Source organism: Mesorhizobium sp. M0001 (assembly GCF_040324255.1).
Classification (GTDB): Bacteria; Pseudomonadota; Alphaproteobacteria; order Rhizobiales; family Rhizobiaceae; genus Mesorhizobium.
The window spans coordinates 115,876-130,418 of record NZ_JAMYVS010000004.1 but is presented as its reverse complement, the minus strand read 5'-3'; the positions used below and the strand labels follow the sequence as shown (position 1 = coordinate 130,418).

The 14,543-nt window shown below is 62.6% G+C and carries 16 protein-coding genes; 7 read left to right on the top strand and 9 right to left on the bottom strand.

Going from position 1 to position 14,543, the window contains the following annotated elements:
- Positions 1-183: 183 nt before the first annotated feature.
- The 4 genes from NKK50_RS13450 to NKK50_RS13435 form a co-directional block, all read right to left on the bottom strand.
- Complete coding sequence (locus NKK50_RS13450; protein ID WP_023669058.1) at positions 184-375, bottom strand: hypothetical protein; 192 nt, start codon at positions 373-375, stop codon at positions 184-186.
- A gap of 116 nt (positions 376-491) precedes the next feature.
- On the bottom strand, positions 492-890 hold the full coding sequence (locus NKK50_RS13445; RefSeq protein WP_023697596.1) for a GFA family protein: 399 nt from the start codon (positions 888-890) through the stop codon (positions 492-494).
- 187 nt (positions 891-1,077) lie between these two features.
- Complete coding sequence (locus NKK50_RS13440; protein ID WP_023834154.1) at positions 1,078-2,034, bottom strand: alpha/beta fold hydrolase; 957 nt, start codon at positions 2,032-2,034, stop codon at positions 1,078-1,080.
- Positions 2,035-2,149: 115 nt separating this feature from the next.
- Complete coding sequence (locus NKK50_RS13435) at positions 2,150-2,398, bottom strand: ParB N-terminal domain-containing protein (protein WP_008875526.1); 249 nt, start codon at positions 2,396-2,398, stop codon at positions 2,150-2,152.
- 169 nt (positions 2,399-2,567) lie between these two features.
- Between NKK50_RS13435 and NKK50_RS13430 the strand changes: the two genes are divergently transcribed.
- From NKK50_RS13430 to NKK50_RS13410, 5 genes are all read left to right on the top strand, one after another.
- Positions 2,568-4,199 carry a N,N-dimethylformamidase beta subunit family domain-containing protein gene (locus NKK50_RS13430; RefSeq protein ID WP_023834155.1) on the top strand — a complete coding sequence of 544 codons (1,632 nt, stop codon included), beginning with the start codon at positions 2,568-2,570 and terminating at the stop codon, positions 4,197-4,199.
- Position 4,200: 1 nt separating this feature from the next.
- On the top strand, positions 4,201-5,574 hold the full coding sequence (locus NKK50_RS13425) for an aminotransferase family protein (RefSeq protein WP_023834156.1): 1,374 nt from the start codon (positions 4,201-4,203) through the stop codon (positions 5,572-5,574).
- 10 nt (positions 5,575-5,584) lie between these two features.
- Complete coding sequence (gene kce, locus NKK50_RS13420; protein WP_023739367.1) at positions 5,585-6,514, top strand: 3,5-dioxohexanoate:acetyl-CoA acetone transferase; 930 nt, start codon at positions 5,585-5,587, stop codon at positions 6,512-6,514.
- A gap of 204 nt (positions 6,515-6,718) precedes the next feature.
- A complete protein-coding gene (locus NKK50_RS13415; protein WP_023834157.1) occupies positions 6,719-7,231 on the top strand; it encodes a GNAT family N-acetyltransferase in 513 nt (170 codons plus the stop codon).
- A complete protein-coding gene (locus NKK50_RS13410) occupies positions 7,228-8,256 on the top strand; it encodes a histone deacetylase family protein (RefSeq protein ID WP_023739369.1) in 1,029 nt (342 codons plus the stop codon). The genes NKK50_RS13415 and NKK50_RS13410 overlap by 4 nt, the downstream gene beginning before the upstream one ends.
- Before the next feature lie 4 nt (positions 8,257-8,260).
- On the opposite strand, the gene NKK50_RS13405 is transcribed toward NKK50_RS13410, so the two are convergent.
- The 3 genes from NKK50_RS13405 to NKK50_RS13395 form a co-directional block, all read right to left on the bottom strand.
- Positions 8,261-9,523 (bottom strand): cysteine desulfurase-like protein, encoded by a 1,263-nt coding sequence (locus NKK50_RS13405; RefSeq protein ID WP_023834158.1) that lies wholly within the window; start codon positions 9,521-9,523, stop codon positions 8,261-8,263.
- 51 nt (positions 9,524-9,574) lie between these two features.
- Entirely contained in the window at positions 9,575-10,642 is a 1,068-nt protein-coding gene (locus NKK50_RS13400) for an aldo/keto reductase (protein WP_023834159.1), read from the bottom strand.
- Between the two features lie 495 nt (positions 10,643-11,137).
- Positions 11,138-11,605 carry a hypothetical protein gene (locus NKK50_RS13395; protein WP_023745985.1) on the bottom strand — a complete coding sequence of 156 codons (468 nt, stop codon included), beginning with the start codon at positions 11,603-11,605 and terminating at the stop codon, positions 11,138-11,140.
- Positions 11,606-12,005: 400 nt separating this feature from the next.
- Between NKK50_RS13395 and NKK50_RS13390 the strand changes: the two genes are divergently transcribed.
- On the top strand, positions 12,006-12,170 hold the full coding sequence (locus tag NKK50_RS13390) for a hypothetical protein (protein WP_023706483.1): 165 nt from the start codon (positions 12,006-12,008) through the stop codon (positions 12,168-12,170).
- Positions 12,171-12,228: 58 nt separating this feature from the next.
- On the opposite strand, the gene NKK50_RS13385 is transcribed toward NKK50_RS13390, so the two are convergent.
- Positions 12,229-12,735, bottom strand: a complete 507-nt coding sequence (locus tag NKK50_RS13385; RefSeq protein WP_023690171.1) for a DUF1993 domain-containing protein — start codon at positions 12,733-12,735, stop codon at positions 12,229-12,231.
- Positions 12,736-12,860: 125 nt separating this feature from the next.
- Here NKK50_RS13385 and NKK50_RS13380 point away from each other — a divergent pair, with 125 nt between their 5' ends.
- Positions 12,861-13,919 carry a DUF1176 domain-containing protein gene (locus NKK50_RS13380; RefSeq protein ID WP_023690172.1) on the top strand — a complete coding sequence of 353 codons (1,059 nt, stop codon included), beginning with the start codon at positions 12,861-12,863 and terminating at the stop codon, positions 13,917-13,919.
- A 36-nt stretch (positions 13,920-13,955) separates the two neighbouring features.
- Here NKK50_RS13380 and NKK50_RS13375 read toward each other — a convergent pair whose 3' ends face one another.
- On the bottom strand, positions 13,956-14,507 hold the full coding sequence (locus tag NKK50_RS13375; RefSeq protein WP_245274158.1) for a hypothetical protein: 552 nt from the start codon (positions 14,505-14,507) through the stop codon (positions 13,956-13,958).
- Between the last annotated feature and the right edge of the window lie 36 nt (positions 14,508-14,543).

The following is a 14,543-nucleotide window of genomic DNA, read 5'->3' as shown; positions in this document are numbered from 1 at the left end:
TCAAGTTATTAGGAATTGGCCCTCTTGTCTTCTCCCCCTGTGGGAGAAGGTGGATCGGCGCGTAGCGCCGAGACGGATGAGGGGTGTTCCAGCGGAGTGAGGCGTTGGCGTTCCCTGGAACACCCCTCATCCGACCGAGCTTCGCTCGGCCACCTTCTCCCACAAGGGGAGAAGGGGAAGCCCTTACCTTCCCAGCCATTGCTGCATGCAGCTTTTCGCCACCACATGCGCCGGTGGCACGGCGTCGGCGGCCGGGCGGCGGGCACGTTCGAGCAGCAGGCGAACCTGTTCGGGGCGCACGCGGTCACGCTCCATCACGAGGAGGACCATCGGATCGCTCAAAAGCTCGTCCAGGGTGCTGATTCTGTCGCTCATCGGTCGTCTCCTCGATACCGGCCCGCAGACGACAGATAGGCAGGCAATCATGGCCCGCCAATGACGCTTTGCCGGCTATGTCGTGGTTTCGGGATTAATTTCCGGTAAGGCCGGCGTCAGTTCGGAGGCGGCGCGCCTTCATGGTGCGGCAGGCCGTCTTCGAGCTGCAGCCAAGGCTGCTTCGAGGCGGTCCACATATGCATCTCCGGCTTGAAAAGTGAGGGATCGTCGAGCGAGCCGGTGGTGATGCCGACGATGCCGGCGGAGTCGCGTCGGGAAAACAGCGTGGTGCCGCAAGCGGCGCAAAAGCCGCGCTTTAGGTCCGGAGAGGTGTTGACCGTCGCCACCTCTCCCTCGATGGTGACATCGTCGATGCGAAACAAAAGGCGGGCGTTGAAGGCCGCGCCGATCACCTTCTGGCAGCGCCGGCAGTGGCAGACGCGCTGGTTGAGCGGCGCCGCCTCGGTGCCGTAGCGCACTGCCCCGCAATGGCATCCGCCCTGGTATTTCGTCATCATTCGAACCCATCACACTGAAGGTCTCTTGATGATATCGATAGGTACCTTTCGGTCAATTGAAAAGCCCTGATGGCGCCATCGATTGCGCCGATAGGATCAATGGCTGCGCCAAGGCTCCGTAGCTTCGCAGGCACAAAAAAGCCGACCGCCTCTTCGAGACGGCCGGCATGTATTTTCAGGCAAGCTATTTCGTTTCGCTGAGGACTTCGTCCCAGGTCTTCACCTTGGTTTCGCCATTGAGGAAGGGCAGTGCCGCGGCCGTCAGCTCCGGTGCGAAGAAGACGTCGTAGTGGGTGCGATTGGGAATGATGGCCAGCCGGTTCTGCGACAGGTTCTCACGCATCCAGCCGGCATCCTTCAGCCCGCCGCCGAGCATCTGGTAGAACTTGATCTCGTGCTCGGGCTTGTACATGTCGCTGTCGCCATAGGCCAGCATGACTGGCATCTTCAGCTTCGCCACATCGGCGGAATAGTCGTAATCCTTGCGCATGAAATTGCCCAGCGCATCGAGCAGTTTGGGGAAATCGTCGGGACGTGGGGCGACGGCGACGTAGGATTTGTACATCGGCGTGTCCTTCATGAAATCGGCGGCGGCCGCGCTCACCTGCGCCTGCTGGCCGCGCATCTCGTCATAGAAGCCATTGGCGGCGAAGCCGGTCGAGACCAGGACCAGACGTCTCACCGTCTCGGGATGCTGAACGGCCATGCGGAAGGCGACGCCGCCGCCCAGCGAATAGCCAAGCACGTCGACCTTGTCATAGCCGAGCGCCTTGACGATACCAGCCATGTCGTCGCCCATCCCCTCCAGGCTGAAGGGTCGCTCGCCGAGCGCGGTGCGGCCATGGCCCTGCAGGTCGACGGCAATGATGGTGCGGTTTTCCGCCAGTCTAGGCAGCAACGGCGCGAACATGTCGGACGTGCCAAGGCCGCCATGCAGCAGAAGCAGCGGTTCGCCCTTGCCGTAGACGGCATAGTAGTAATTCAGGCCGTCGATCGGCAGCAGGCCGGACTTTTCCGGCTTCGGCATGGCTGTTGCTTCGGTGGTCATGGCGGGCTTGGTCTCCTCTGCATTGGCTGGGCCGGGCGCTGCAAACAAGGCAGCGACCGAGGCAAGAATGGCGAAATAGATTCGTCTGGACATGTCGGTCTCCTCAGGTTCCCCCCAAGGACGAGCGAGCACGCCGCGTGCCGACATGCCCTGCGAAAAAATCCGCGGAAGAATGATCGGTTTGGCTGTTGTCGATCGGTCGCGCGCCTCAGTGGCGCTTGGCTTGCACCAGATAGGCGTCGATCTCGGTCTCGCCGAGCCATTTGGCGGCTTCCAGCCGGTGCAGGCCCTCGACCAGGATGTGGCGCTTGCCGTCATGGCGAACCTGGATCGGCGTCTTCATGCCGTTTTCCAGTATGTCTTCGGCCAGATGCCGGACCGTTTCGGGATGCAGCGTCTTCTTGCGCGCCGTCGGCACGTAGATGTCGTCGACCTTGACCTTCTGCACTCTCAGCATGCCGGCTCCCGAGGCGGAACATACCGCCTCGCCTGAGATAGTCGGTTTGCCGGGTGCGGCCAAGAGCGGCCAAGCAATTGTGTCGTATGCAATTGCTGGCCCGATCGTTTCCATTTGACGCTTGGCCGGCAGATGGCCGAAATGGCGGCCTGTCACTTTTTCGGTGTTCATGACCCATCTGCCAACCGAATTTCCCGATTTCGGACTGACGCCCGAGCAGCGCCGCGAGGCAGTGCGCGGCCATTACTATGAATGGCCGGGAATGGACGGCGAGCGCGGCGAGATCTGGTGCTATTCTGATCGATTTTCCTACCGCGCCGGCGATACCGTGACGCTGCATGTCAGTTCGACAGTGCCGCGCTTCAGCATTGTCATTGTCCGCGACGGCGGCAGCGAGACAAAAGTCTTCGAGCAAACGGGGCTTTCGGCGCGCTGGCAGGATACGCCCGACCAGTGCTCGGTCGAAGGCTGCGGCTGGGAGGCGTCTTTCGAATTTCGCATCGGCAACGATTGGCCATCCGGCGCCTATCGGCTGACGCTGACGGCGGACGGGCGCGAGCCCATCCATTGCCATCACCTCATCATCGTCGCGCCCCTGCCCGGCAAAAAGCCCGGTCGCGTGCTGCAGGTGGCGGCGACGGGCACCTGGCTGTCCTACAACACCTGGGGCGGCTCCAACGCCTATCAGGGTATCACCGGACCTGGCCGCGACCAATATGCGCGCATGGTGTCGACGCAGCGGCCGTGGTGCCGCGGCTTTGTCGTGCTGCCCAAGGACGCGCCGCGCGTGCCCTTGGAGGTCGCGGTGCCGCCGAAAACCGTGCCGCGCTATCCGCACATGGAATGGGCGTACGCCACCGGACATTCGAAGAAATACACCTCCTCCGGCTGGGCGGGCTATGACTGCCACTTCTTCCGCTTTGCCGAGCGCGCCGGCTACGGCGTCGATCTCGCCAGCCAGCACGATTTGCACTTCTCGCCCGAAATCCTCGATGGCTATGACTGCGTGGTCTTCGTCGGCCATGACGAGTACTGGACCTGGGAAATGCGGGACGCCGTCGACAGCTACGTCGAGCGCGGCGGTCATGCGGCTCGCTTTGCCGGCAATTTCATGTGGCAGACAAGGCTCGAGGACGAAGGCCGCCGGCAGGTCTGCTACAAATACCGGGCGCGGGCCGAAGACCCGGCCTATAGCGGCGACGTCACCCGCGCCACCAATTCCTGGGAAGCGCCTGAGATCGGTCGTCCCGGTGCAATGACCTTCGGCCTCAACGCCACGCGCGGCGTCTATGCCGGTTGGGGCGGGTGCGCACCGCGCGGCGTGCGCGGCTTTCCGGTCTATCGGCCCGAGCATTGGGCCTTTGCCGGCACCGGCATCTATTATGGCGACCTGCTTGGCGCCGACAGCCATGTCTATGGCTATGAGGTCGACGGGCTCGATTTCGAGATCCGCGGCGGCCTGCCCTATCCGACACCGGACAGCGGTGCGCCTGACGGGCTGCAGGTGCTGGCCGTCGGCATGGCGAGCCAGGTCGAGGAAAGCGCCGACATCCCGATCGAGGACCAGTTTCTCACCGACGAGGATGGCCGCTTTACGGCCGAAACGCTGTTTGGCGAGGCGACCGACGCCAATCTGGAAAAGGTCAAACGCGGCAACGGCATGATCGTCAATTTCCCGCGCGGCAAGGGCGAGGTTTTCCACGCCGGAAGCTGCGAATGGGTGGCCGGCCTGCTCAGGCAGGATCCGATGGTCGAGCGCGTGACCAGGAATGTAATCGATCGCTACCTCGGAAAGTCCTGACATGCAGAAGCCCTCATCAACTGGTTCAGAAACGCGCGCGCCATCGCACCTGTTCTACCTCTCCAGCCTGCGCCGGCCGCTGATCGACCGCGCCGAAGGCATCTATATGTGGACGCAGGACGGCCGCCGCTTCATCGACGGATCGAGCGGGCCGATGGTCGCCAATATCGGCCATTCCAACCGCAACGTGCTCGACGCCATGAAGCGGCAGATGGACCGCGCCACCTTCGCCTACCGGCTGCATTTCGAGAACGAACCGGCGGAAGAACTGGCGCGGGAACTCGCCGGCAAACTGCCGGAGGGCATGGACCGAATCTTCTTCGTCTCCGGCGGTTCGGAGGCGACGGAATCCTGCATCAAGCTGGCGCGGCAATGGGCGGTCGCGACCGGCCAGCCGAAGCGCTGGAAGGTTATCACGCGTTTTCCCTCCTATCATGGCGGCACGCTGGGTTCGCTTTCGATAACCGGCGACGATGCGCTGGCCGAAACGTTCACACCGATGATGCGGGTGATGCCGACCGTGCCGGCGCCGACGGCATGGCGCGACCGCGACAATCTTTCGATGGAGCAGCGCGGCGTCCGCTATGCCGACATGCTGGAGGAGAAGATCCAGGCCGAGGGTCCGGACAGCGTGCTCGCCTTCATCATGGAGCCGATCGGCGGTGCGGCGACTTCGGCCCTCGTCGCACCGGACAGCTATTATCCGCGTATAGGCGAGATCTGCGACCGCTACGGCATCCTGCTCATCCATGATGAAGTGATGAGCGGCGCCGGCCGCACCGGAAAATTCCTTGGCGGCGACCATTGGAACTGCAAGCCCGACATCGTCGCGCTGTCGAAGGGGCTTGGCTCCGGCTATGCGCCGCTCGGCGCGCTGGCCGCCCCGATGCGGCTGGTCGAGCCGCTGCTGGCGTCGGGCGGCTTCCAGCATGGCCACACCTATGCTGGCAATCCGCTCGCCTGCGCGGCCGGGCTCGCCGTGCTCGGCGAGATGGACCGCCTCGACCTGATCGCCAATGCCGCCGCGATGGGCGACGTGCTGATGGACGGGCTGAAAGGGCTGGCGAAGCGTTTTCCGTTCATCGCCGATGTCCGAGGCAAAGGCCTGCTCACCGGCGCCGAGATGGTTGCCGATCCCGAAACTCTACGGCCGATCGAACAGGGCAAGAAAGCCACGCAGCGCCTGCTCGACCTCGCCTACGAGCGCGGGCTGATCATCTACGGCCGCAGGGTCAAGGGCGGTGTCGACGGCGACAATTTCATGGTGGCGCCGCCGATGATCGTCACGGCTGAAGAGGTCGGCGAGATCATTTCCATCATCGGCGATTCGCTGGAAGTTCTGGCCGCCGAACTCGACCTGCCGGTCGAAGGCTGAGGGCTAAAGAATGGCGCCGAGGAAAGTCATCATCACCTGCGCGGTCACTGGCTCGGTGCACACCCCGTCCATGTCGCCCTATCTGCCGGTGACGCCGGACCAGATCGCGACCGACGCCATCGCGGCGGCCGAGGCTGGCGCCTCAATCCTGCATCTCCACGCCCGCGATCCCAAAGACGGCCGGCCGACCGCCGATCCTGAGGTGTTCATGCAGTTCCTGCCGCGCATCAAGCAAGCGACCGATGCGGTGATCAACATCACCACCGGCGGTTCGTCGCTGATGACGCTCGACCAGCGGCTGGCGGCACCACTGCGGGCCGAGCCGGAAATGTGCTCGCTCAACATGGGCTCGATGAATTTCGCGCTGTTCCCGATGCTCGACAAGCCAAGGGAGTGGCAGCACGAGTGGGAACCAAAGCTGCTCGAAGCCACGCGCGACACCATCTTCAAGAACACCTTTGCCGATATGGAAGGCGTGCTCGAAAAGCTCGGCAAGGGCTGCGGCACGCGCTTTGAGTTCGAATGCTACGATGTCGGCCATCTCTATTCGCTGGCGCATTTTCGCGACCGCGGGCTGGTGTCGGGGCCGCTGTTCATCCAGTTCGTGATCGGCATTCTCGGCGGCATCGGCGCCGATCCCGACAATCTCATCCATATGAAGCGCATCGCCGACAAGCTGTTCGGCGACAGCTACCAGTTCTCGGTCCTGGCAGCAGGCCGCAACCAGATGCCATTGATCTCGATCGCGGCGGCGATGGGCGGCAATGTCCGCGTCGGGCTGGAGGACAGTCTCTATGATGGCCGCCAGCTGGCGAAATCCAATGCCGATCAGGTGCGCAGGATACGTGGCATTCTCGATGGCCTGTCGCTGGAGGTGGCCACACCGGCGGAGGCGCGGGAGATGCTGGCGCTGAAGGGTGGGGACCGGGTGGCGTTTTGAGATGATTGAGATGGCGGCGCCCAGTCGCACCCCCCTCTGTCCTGCCGGACATCTCCCCCTCAAGGGGGGAGATTGGATGTCGCCACGGCCTTCGCAAACTTCCAAAGTTGCAGGATGGACGGCAGCGCAGAAACTGCTGATCTCCCCCCTTGAGGGGGAGATGGCCGGCAGGCCGGAGGGGGGTGCCTTGGCATCATACCTCCAGTGACTGCCTCGCCTAAAGTCACCCTCCGCTCCGGCACCATCGACGACGTCGACACCATCCACGCCGCGTTGCTCAAGCTTGGCACCCATATCGGCGCGCATCAGGAGATCACGTCCACCGCAGGCGATCTCCGCCGCTACGGCTTTGGCGACAAACCCGCCTTCTCCACCCTGATCGCCGAGATCGGCGGCGATTTTGCGGGGCTCTGCCTGCATTTCCCGATCTTCTCGACATGGATGGGGCGGCCCGGCGTCTATATCCAGGACCTCTATGTCGAGGACCGGTTTCGCGGCCGCAAGATTGGCGAAAGACTGCTGCGCCGGGTCGCGCGCGACTGCCGCCGGGATGGCGGCGCCTATCTCAGGCTGTCCGTCGACACCGACAATGACGGCGCCAAGGCTTTTTATGAGCGGCTGGGCATCGCCTGGTCGAGCTACGAGCAGACGCAGAAGATTGTTGGCGATGCCTTTTTCGCCTTTGCCGATGCAGCGCAGGATGGGGACGCGGAATGAAAGCCTTCTTTGCCGAGGAGCAGAAACGCCACGACCCGAAGGCCTTTCTGTCCAGCGGTGCGCCGCAGCCCAATCCCGAACAGCCGGAGCGGGTAGAGCGATTGTTAGCCGGCGCGAAATCCGCCGGATTGATGATCGAGCGGCCCAGGGAACATGGCCTAGGCCCGGTGGCGGCCGTGCATACGCCGGAGTATCTCGCCTTCCTCGAACACATTTTTGCGCGCTGGCAGCGCATCGAGGGCGCATCCGCGGAAGTCATGCCCAACATCCATCCACTGGCCCGCACAGGGTCCTATCCGGCCTCGGCGGTCGGCCAGGCCGGCTACCACATGGCCGACACCGCTTGCCCGATCTCCGCCGAAACCTGGCAAAGCGCGCTGTGGAGCGCCTGGAGTGCAGTCGAGGCAGCCGAAGCGGTGATATCGGGCGCGCCTGCCGCTTATGCGCTCTGCCGGCCGCCCGGCCACCACGCCTTTGCCGATGTCGCCGGTGGCTTCTGCTTCATCAACAATTCGGCGGTCGCAGCCCAGGTGTTGCGCAAGCAGGCGGCGCGGGTGGCGATCCTCGATGTCGACCTGCATCACGGCAACGGCACGCAAGGCATCTTTTATACGCGTTCCGACGTCCTGACGGTGTCGCTGCACGCCGATCCGGTGCGCTTCTATCCGTTCTTCTGGGGCCATGCCGATGAGCGCGGCGAAGGTCCGGGCCTCGGCTATAATTTCAACCTGCCATTGCCGCGCAAATCAGCCGACGCGGCGTTTCTGGAGGCCCTCGAAGTGGCGTTCCAGCGTATCCGCGCCTTTTCGCCGGACGCGCTGGTCGTGGCGCTCGGTCTCGATCCGTTCGAGGGCGATCCGTTCGGCGGGCTTTCGGTGACCACGCCCGGTTTCTCGCGGATCGGCGAGGCAATTGCCAAGCTTGGCCTGCCGACGGTTATCGTCCAGGAAGGCGGCTATCTCTGCGACGCGCTCGGCGACAATCTCACGGCGTTCCTCACCGGTTTCGGCGGCAAACAGCGATAGCTGACTAGCGCTGCTGCCTCAGCATGGCGATCACCCGGTGCACGCTTTCCAACGTCTCGTCGATCTCTGCCGCCGTGTTGTAGTGCGCAATACCGATGCGCACGACTCCCTGCTCGGCCGGAATGCCGAGATGGTGGACGATCTCCCAGGCGTAGTTGTGACCCGACCATAGAAAAATGTTCTCGGCATTCATCTGCCGCACGATCGTCTCTGGCACGATGCCGTCGACGGTGAAGGACACGGTCGGCACGCGCTCAATGACACGCTTCTGATCTGTGATGCCGCGGATGGTCAGGCCCTCAATGGCGGACAGCCCATCGATCAGCCTCAGCGCCAGCGGGTTTTCGTAGGCGATCGACACTTCGTATGCCTTTGCGATCTTTTGCCTTCGCGAACCGCCCTCGCCGGCCGCAGCACCGAGTTCGGCGAAGTAATCGACCGCTGCGGTAAGTCCGGCCATCAGTTCGATCTGCGGCGTGCCGAGTTCGAAGCGCTCCGGCAGGCCATTGGAAGAGCAACGGCATTTGTAGGGTTGCAGCGCATCGATGATGTCGCGGCGTCCCCACAATATGCCCATATGCGGGCCGAAAAATTTGTAGGCCGAGCAGATCAGGAAGTCGCAGCCGAGATCCTGCACGTCGACCAGCCCGTGCGGCGCGAACTGGACGGCATCGACATAGACCAGCGCCCCGGCCTGTTTGGCAATTCGCGTCAGCGCCTTGACCCGGTTGATCGAGCCGGTGAGGTTCGAGGCATAGTTCAGCGCCACGAGCCGAGTCTTGTCGGTGAGCAGAGCGCTGAGCGCCGCCTCCTCGACCTGCCAGCTCTTTTCGTCGAAGGGCAGGAAGCGCACGACGAGGCCAAGATCTTCGGCCAGCTGCAGCCAGGGCGAGACGTTGCCCTCATGATCCATGCGGGTGACGATGATCTCGTCGCCCGGCTTGAAGCCGCGGCCGAGCGTGCGCGACATGTGATAGGTCAGCGTCGTCATGTTGGCGCCGATGATTATTTCCTCCGCGCTCGCTGCACCCAGGAAATCGGCCATCGCCGCATGGGCGTCGTCGAACACCTTTTGCGCGGCAAGCGTGGTTTCGAAATAGCCGCCGAGATTGGCGTTGGTGGTGAGGAGACAGCGCGCCACCGCGTCGGCAACCGCTTGCGGCACCTGCGTGCCGGCCGGATTGTCGAGATAGATGCGCCGGCGGCCCTTGTCGGTCAGGTCCAGCGCCGGAAATTTTCCCCTGACGGTCTCGATCGGAAAATCCATGGCTGTCCCTTCCCCTTGTCTTTGCTCGGCAATTCCGGCCAAATGGTCTGCTTATGGGCACGGATTGCCGACGCGCTGGTGGATCGCATCCACGCCCTTCTGCATCTCGTCGGTCCAGGTCACGTCGGCTGACGACAGCGCCATCTCAAGCTGGGCAATCGTCGTCGCGCCGATGATGCTGGAAGTGACGAAAGGCCGGCTGGCGACATAGGCGTTGGCAAACAGCGCCGGTTCAAGGCCGAAGGAACGCGCCAGTTTATTGTATGCGAGCTGCGCCTCCGCCGCATTTGGCGTCTCGTAGCGCTGGCCGCGGTTGAACAGCTGCGAGCGCGAACCCTGCGGCCGTGCGCCATGGTCGTATTTGCCGGTGAGATAGCCCTGCGCCAGCGGCGAATACGCGAGAAAGCCGACATCCTCGCGTTCGCAGGCCTCGGCGAGGTTCACCTCGAACGTGCGGTTGACCAGATTGTAGGCGTTCTGCAGCGAAACGACGCGCGGGCCGACGCCCTTGTCGGCCTCGGCGATGAAGCGCATGACGCCCCAGGAGCTTTCGTTCGACAGGCCGAGATGGCGGATCTTTCCCGCCTTCACGAGCTCCTCGAAGACGGCGAGTGTCTCGGCGATCGGCGTCTCGCCGGGCGGCGCGCCAACGGCATCGGCACGGCGCGGCACAGCACCCACGCGGGTCGGGTTGGCGCCCCAGGGGATGTCGCGCTCCGGCCAGTGGATCTGGTAGAGGTCGAGATAGTCGGTGCCGAGCTTGGCCAGCGATTTGTCGATGGCGTCAAAGATGTCGGCGCGCACCAGTTTTGACGGCCGGTCGCCACGAAACCAGCGGTTGGCGGTGCGGCCGACCACTTTCGAGGCCAGGATGACCTTGTCGCGATTGCCCTTGGCCTTCATCCAGCTGCCGATGAACTTCTCCGTCCGCCCCTGCGTCTCCTCCTTGGGCGGTATCGGGTAGAGCTCGGCCGTGTCGATGAAATTGACCCCGCGCTCAAAGGCCAGATCCATCTGCGCATGGCCTTCGGCCTCGGTGTTCTGCTCGCCCCAGGTCATCGACCCCAGGCAGATCTGGGTAACAAGAAGATCGGTCCGACCGAGACGGCGTTTGTGCATGGGGTTTCTCCGGCGGGAGGTTTGCGCGGACGGCGCGGGGAGGAGATTCCAGCATAAAGCAAAGGCTGCGGCTTCTCCAACCCCCTGCCGGCTCCGGGTGGTGCCTCAGTTTGAATTCCTGAGCCACGGGATAGTCGCACGGCATTCACTCTCAGCCGCCTCAGCGGTCTCGTAAAATCCTCCTCCGAAGCTGTTTTCGGAGGGTGCCCAGTAAGCATATCTCTCGTCGAGACCGTGTTCGCCTTCGTACCAAGCGTCCTCACGGAACGTGTAATAAGAAGCTTCACCTACTTCAAATCTGACGATATTGGCCCGTGCAAGCCGATCATCTCGATAGATCGTTTTGAGTACAGTGCTCATCCCAGTCGCTTTTTTTGCAAGGTCCGCGCTTTTCCGGCTTTGGCGCAACGCGCGTCCATCTTCTCGCAACGCTCTTTCATCGACCAGGCTGATACACTACTCGGCTCCAACCTTTGCGTGAATTGTGAGAGTGCTCTAACGGCGTGCCCCAGCCAAAGCCCGCCGCTTGGCTTCGTCGATCAACATGTTGGCCACCTGCATGCGGATCATGGCGCGCTGGCGCAGATGCGGCGCGACACGGTCGGGATGGTTGGCGAAAGCGAAGCTGCGGCGCATGCGGCCGAGATCGGCGTTCTTGACGGGATGATCGAGGCCGAGTTCGACCGCGATTGCGTCAGGATCGATCGGTGGCAGCTTCTCCTCGGGCTTTGCTTCCTCGCCGGCCAGTGCCAGCTTGGCCTGGTCGAGAAGGGCTGCGAATTCGGCGGCAAGATCGGACCCCGCTTCGCGATACTCGGCCGTGAAGGTTTCGCCGGAGACCTTGATGCGGCCGGAATGAAGCTCGTCGGCCACGGAGAGATAGTCGAACGGGATCGACGGCCGCGCGCCTGTCTCCCCGCCAGCCTCGTCCTTGTCGGAGGCGACGAACAGATCGTCGAGCAAGGAAGCGAAATCCCGCTTGGCGCCGATGTCAGCCTCCCCCTCGTTTTGCGCATGCGAACAGAGCCGGTCGCACCATAGAACCGGCTCGTTAAAAATGAATGCCACTGATCTTAACCAGTTTAGGCGTTCGCCGGGCTTGCGCGACCGGTTGATGGTGCAGCTCAACAAAAAGCCGGACTGCATTTGCATGCAGTCCGGAAATTCGCCAGGAGTGGCGAGGAAAAGCCGGCCATGTGCCAGCGTCTATGCATACGGTGGGGATGCGCCACAAGTTTCAGCGCACGCGGCAATTGTGCCGAAAAAAATTCGCTTGGAATGGCTGCCATGCAAATGCTGCACTGCACAATCTTCACAATTTTCCTATACTCGGCGCCGTGGAGGATCAACAAGGGGCCGAATCATGGGGTTCTTCACTGAAATGTTTGCCCGTCCGCGTCCGCAGGAGCATCTGCGTTATCGTTCCGCACTGGCGTTGCTGCATTCGATGAGCAATGCCGACCGCGCCGACATCGGCATCAAGCCGGCCGACTTCCCGCGCATAGCCCGCGAAATGTCCGTGCGCTGAACCAGCGCGAGACGAGGTTTCCCGGCAGCGACCGGGAAACCTCGGAATGCCGAATTCGTCAACGATTCCCGAGATAGGCACCCTTGGTCAGCGGCACGCCATTGTGGCGCAGGATGTCGTAAGCCGTGGTCACGTGGAAATAGAAGTTGGGCATGGCGACATGCAGCAGATACTGCATGCCTGGCATCGAGGCTTCGCGCTGGCCAAACTTCAGTTCGACCACCCTTTCATCCGAACCCTCGAATTCGGCGGCTGAGAATGACGCCAGCAGATCGAGCGTCTTGGTCAGGCGCGCCTGCAACTCGGCGAAGGTCGCTTCATTGTCTTCGTATTTCGGCACCTCGCGACGGGCCAGCCGTGATGGCGCGCCCTTGGCGTGGTCGGTGGCGACCTGCACCTGCCTGACCAGCGCGTACATGTCGGGCGCCAACCTCGCGGTCAAAAACACCTGCGGGTCGATCTTGCGCTCGGTTGCATTCTGTTCGGCCGCCGACAGCACGCCGGACAGCGCCTTCAGCCTGGCCGAAAACACCGGCACCGAGGCTTCATACATCGATAGTGTCACGTTCAAATCTCCATTGCGGCTGAAGCGCCGACGGCGGGACGTAGCGCCTTCCCGGAGGATTTTTCAAGCGTCACCACGTCGCCGCAATCTCTATGATAGACTCCTTTCGTGGTGGAGATTCTCCGATGAGACGCGTCTTTCTGGCAGCGGCCGCCTTTTGCTCCCTTGCCGCATCCGGCCAGGCTGTGTTCGCCGACGATGAACCGGCAGCCGATGACCAAGCCCCTTACGTCGATGACAGGTCGGACGCCGCAGCCGTCATCCGCTCGCTCTACAGCGCCATCAACCGGCACGAATTCGCCCGCGCCTGGGCTTACTACGGCGATACCAAGCCGGCAAAGGATTTTGATACCTTCGTCAAGGGCTATGACGGCACCGACAAGGTCGACGTCGAAACCGGCGCCATTTCCGATGAAGGTGCGGCCGGCAGCATCTATTACAGCGTTCCGGTCGCCATCCGCGCCACCGACAAGGACGGCAAGGAAGCAGTTTTCGCCGGCTGCTACACGCTGCGCCAGGTCAGCGCTCAGATCCAGGCCCCGCCGTTCCGACCGATCTTTATCGACAAGGGCGCGCTGAAGCCATCCAAGGCCGATTTCGAGGGGGCGCTGCCGCCAAGCTGTGGTGACGGGCCGCCGCCGCCGAAGAAGGACACCGCACTCGAGCACGTGAAGAAACTGTTCGCCGCTGATTATGGCGATCAGTGTGACAAGCAATTTCTCGGCGAGGAGCCGAACATCTTTTCGATCAAATACAAGGCAAAGGACGCGGCTGCCAGCGATCCCGACAAGGAAACGCGGCTTTTCGAGTTCTACTGCCAAGCGGCAGCCTATAACGCAAGTTCGGTCTACTACATGACCGACGAAGTATCGGGCGTGCGGCAGTTGCAGTTCACCGAGCCCGAAATGGATATCCGTTACGAGAACAATGACAGCGACGGCAAACTGCTGGGCATGGATATCATCGGCTTCCGCACAACCGGCTGGGCGGCCAATTCCGAATATGACGAAGAAGCCAAGACGCTGACCACGTTCAACAAATGGCGCGGCATCGGCGACGCCTCGGACAAGGGGATATACCTGTTCCGTAACGGCGATTTCTCCCTCGTCCAATATGATGTGGACGCGTCTTACGATGGCGAGGAGAACCCGCAGACGGTGGTCGACTACAACACCGCGCCGTAGGGGTCTTAGCAGGAACCGCCGCGCTCAAGCAGTCCTTCACATTCGCCTTCTCGTTTCAGGCCGGGAACGCATCGGCCGGAAGAAGGCGCGAATGTCTTCGACCAGAAGACTCGGTTCCTCCAGCGCAGCGAAATGGCCGCCTCGCGGCATCGATGTCCATCGCTGAACGTCAAAGACCCGCGCCACCCAGGATCGAGGCGGCATCGGCAACTCGCGAGGGAAAAGCGCTACCCCAAATGGCGGCGAAACGCGTTCCAGCGTCTCGAACGCAAGAGGGAACAGTCGATTCTCCTTGTAGAGCCGCAAGGACGAGGTGAGCGCGTTGCTGAACCAATAGAGCGAAACATCCGTAAGGAGCGTGTCCATGCCGAAGGTGCGCTCCACGTCACCGTCGCAATCGCTCCAGCTACGGAACTTCTCGATCATCCAGGCTGCGAGACCGATCGGCGAGTCTGTCAGAGCATAAGCAAGCGTCTGAGGCTTCGTGCCCTGCAGATGGGCATAGGCGCCCTCCGTTGCCGTCCAGGCCGCGGCGTTGTCCAGAAAGGCCTGCTCCTCAACGGTGACGGGTGGCAGACCTGCACCCAAGGGTGGCCGATAGCTCCCGGGAATGTAATTGACGTG

What these genes read in the sequence shown, in the direction of transcription:
- NKK50_RS13450 (WP_023669058.1), bottom strand. Translation starts at nt 375, where the DNA reads ATGAGCGACAGAATCAGCACCCTGGACGAGCTTTTGAGCGATCCGATG.
- NKK50_RS13445 (WP_023697596.1), bottom strand. Translation starts at nt 890, where the DNA reads ATGACGAAATACCAGGGCGGATGCCATTGCGGGGCAGTGCGCTACGGC.
- NKK50_RS13440 (WP_023834154.1), bottom strand. Translation starts at nt 2,034, where the DNA reads ATGTCCAGACGAATCTATTTCGCCATTCTTGCCTCGGTCGCTGCCTTG.
- NKK50_RS13435 (WP_008875526.1), bottom strand. Translation starts at nt 2,398, where the DNA reads ATGCTGAGAGTGCAGAAGGTCAAGGTCGACGACATCTACGTGCCGACG.
- NKK50_RS13430 (WP_023834155.1), top strand. Translation starts at nt 2,568, where the DNA reads ATGACCCATCTGCCAACCGAATTTCCCGATTTCGGACTGACGCCCGAG.
- NKK50_RS13425 (WP_023834156.1), top strand. Translation starts at nt 4,201, where the DNA reads ATGCAGAAGCCCTCATCAACTGGTTCAGAAACGCGCGCGCCATCGCAC.
- kce (WP_023739367.1), top strand. Translation starts at nt 5,585, where the DNA reads ATGGCGCCGAGGAAAGTCATCATCACCTGCGCGGTCACTGGCTCGGTG.
- NKK50_RS13410 (WP_023739369.1), top strand. Translation starts at nt 7,228, where the DNA reads ATGAAAGCCTTCTTTGCCGAGGAGCAGAAACGCCACGACCCGAAGGCC.
- NKK50_RS13405 (WP_023834158.1), bottom strand. Translation starts at nt 9,523, where the DNA reads ATGGATTTTCCGATCGAGACCGTCAGGGGAAAATTTCCGGCGCTGGAC.
- NKK50_RS13400 (WP_023834159.1), bottom strand. Translation starts at nt 10,642, where the DNA reads ATGCACAAACGCCGTCTCGGTCGGACCGATCTTCTTGTTACCCAGATC.
- NKK50_RS13390 (WP_023706483.1), top strand. Translation starts at nt 12,006, where the DNA reads ATGGGGTTCTTCACTGAAATGTTTGCCCGTCCGCGTCCGCAGGAGCAT.
- NKK50_RS13380 (WP_023690172.1), top strand. Translation starts at nt 12,861, where the DNA reads ATGAGACGCGTCTTTCTGGCAGCGGCCGCCTTTTGCTCCCTTGCCGCA.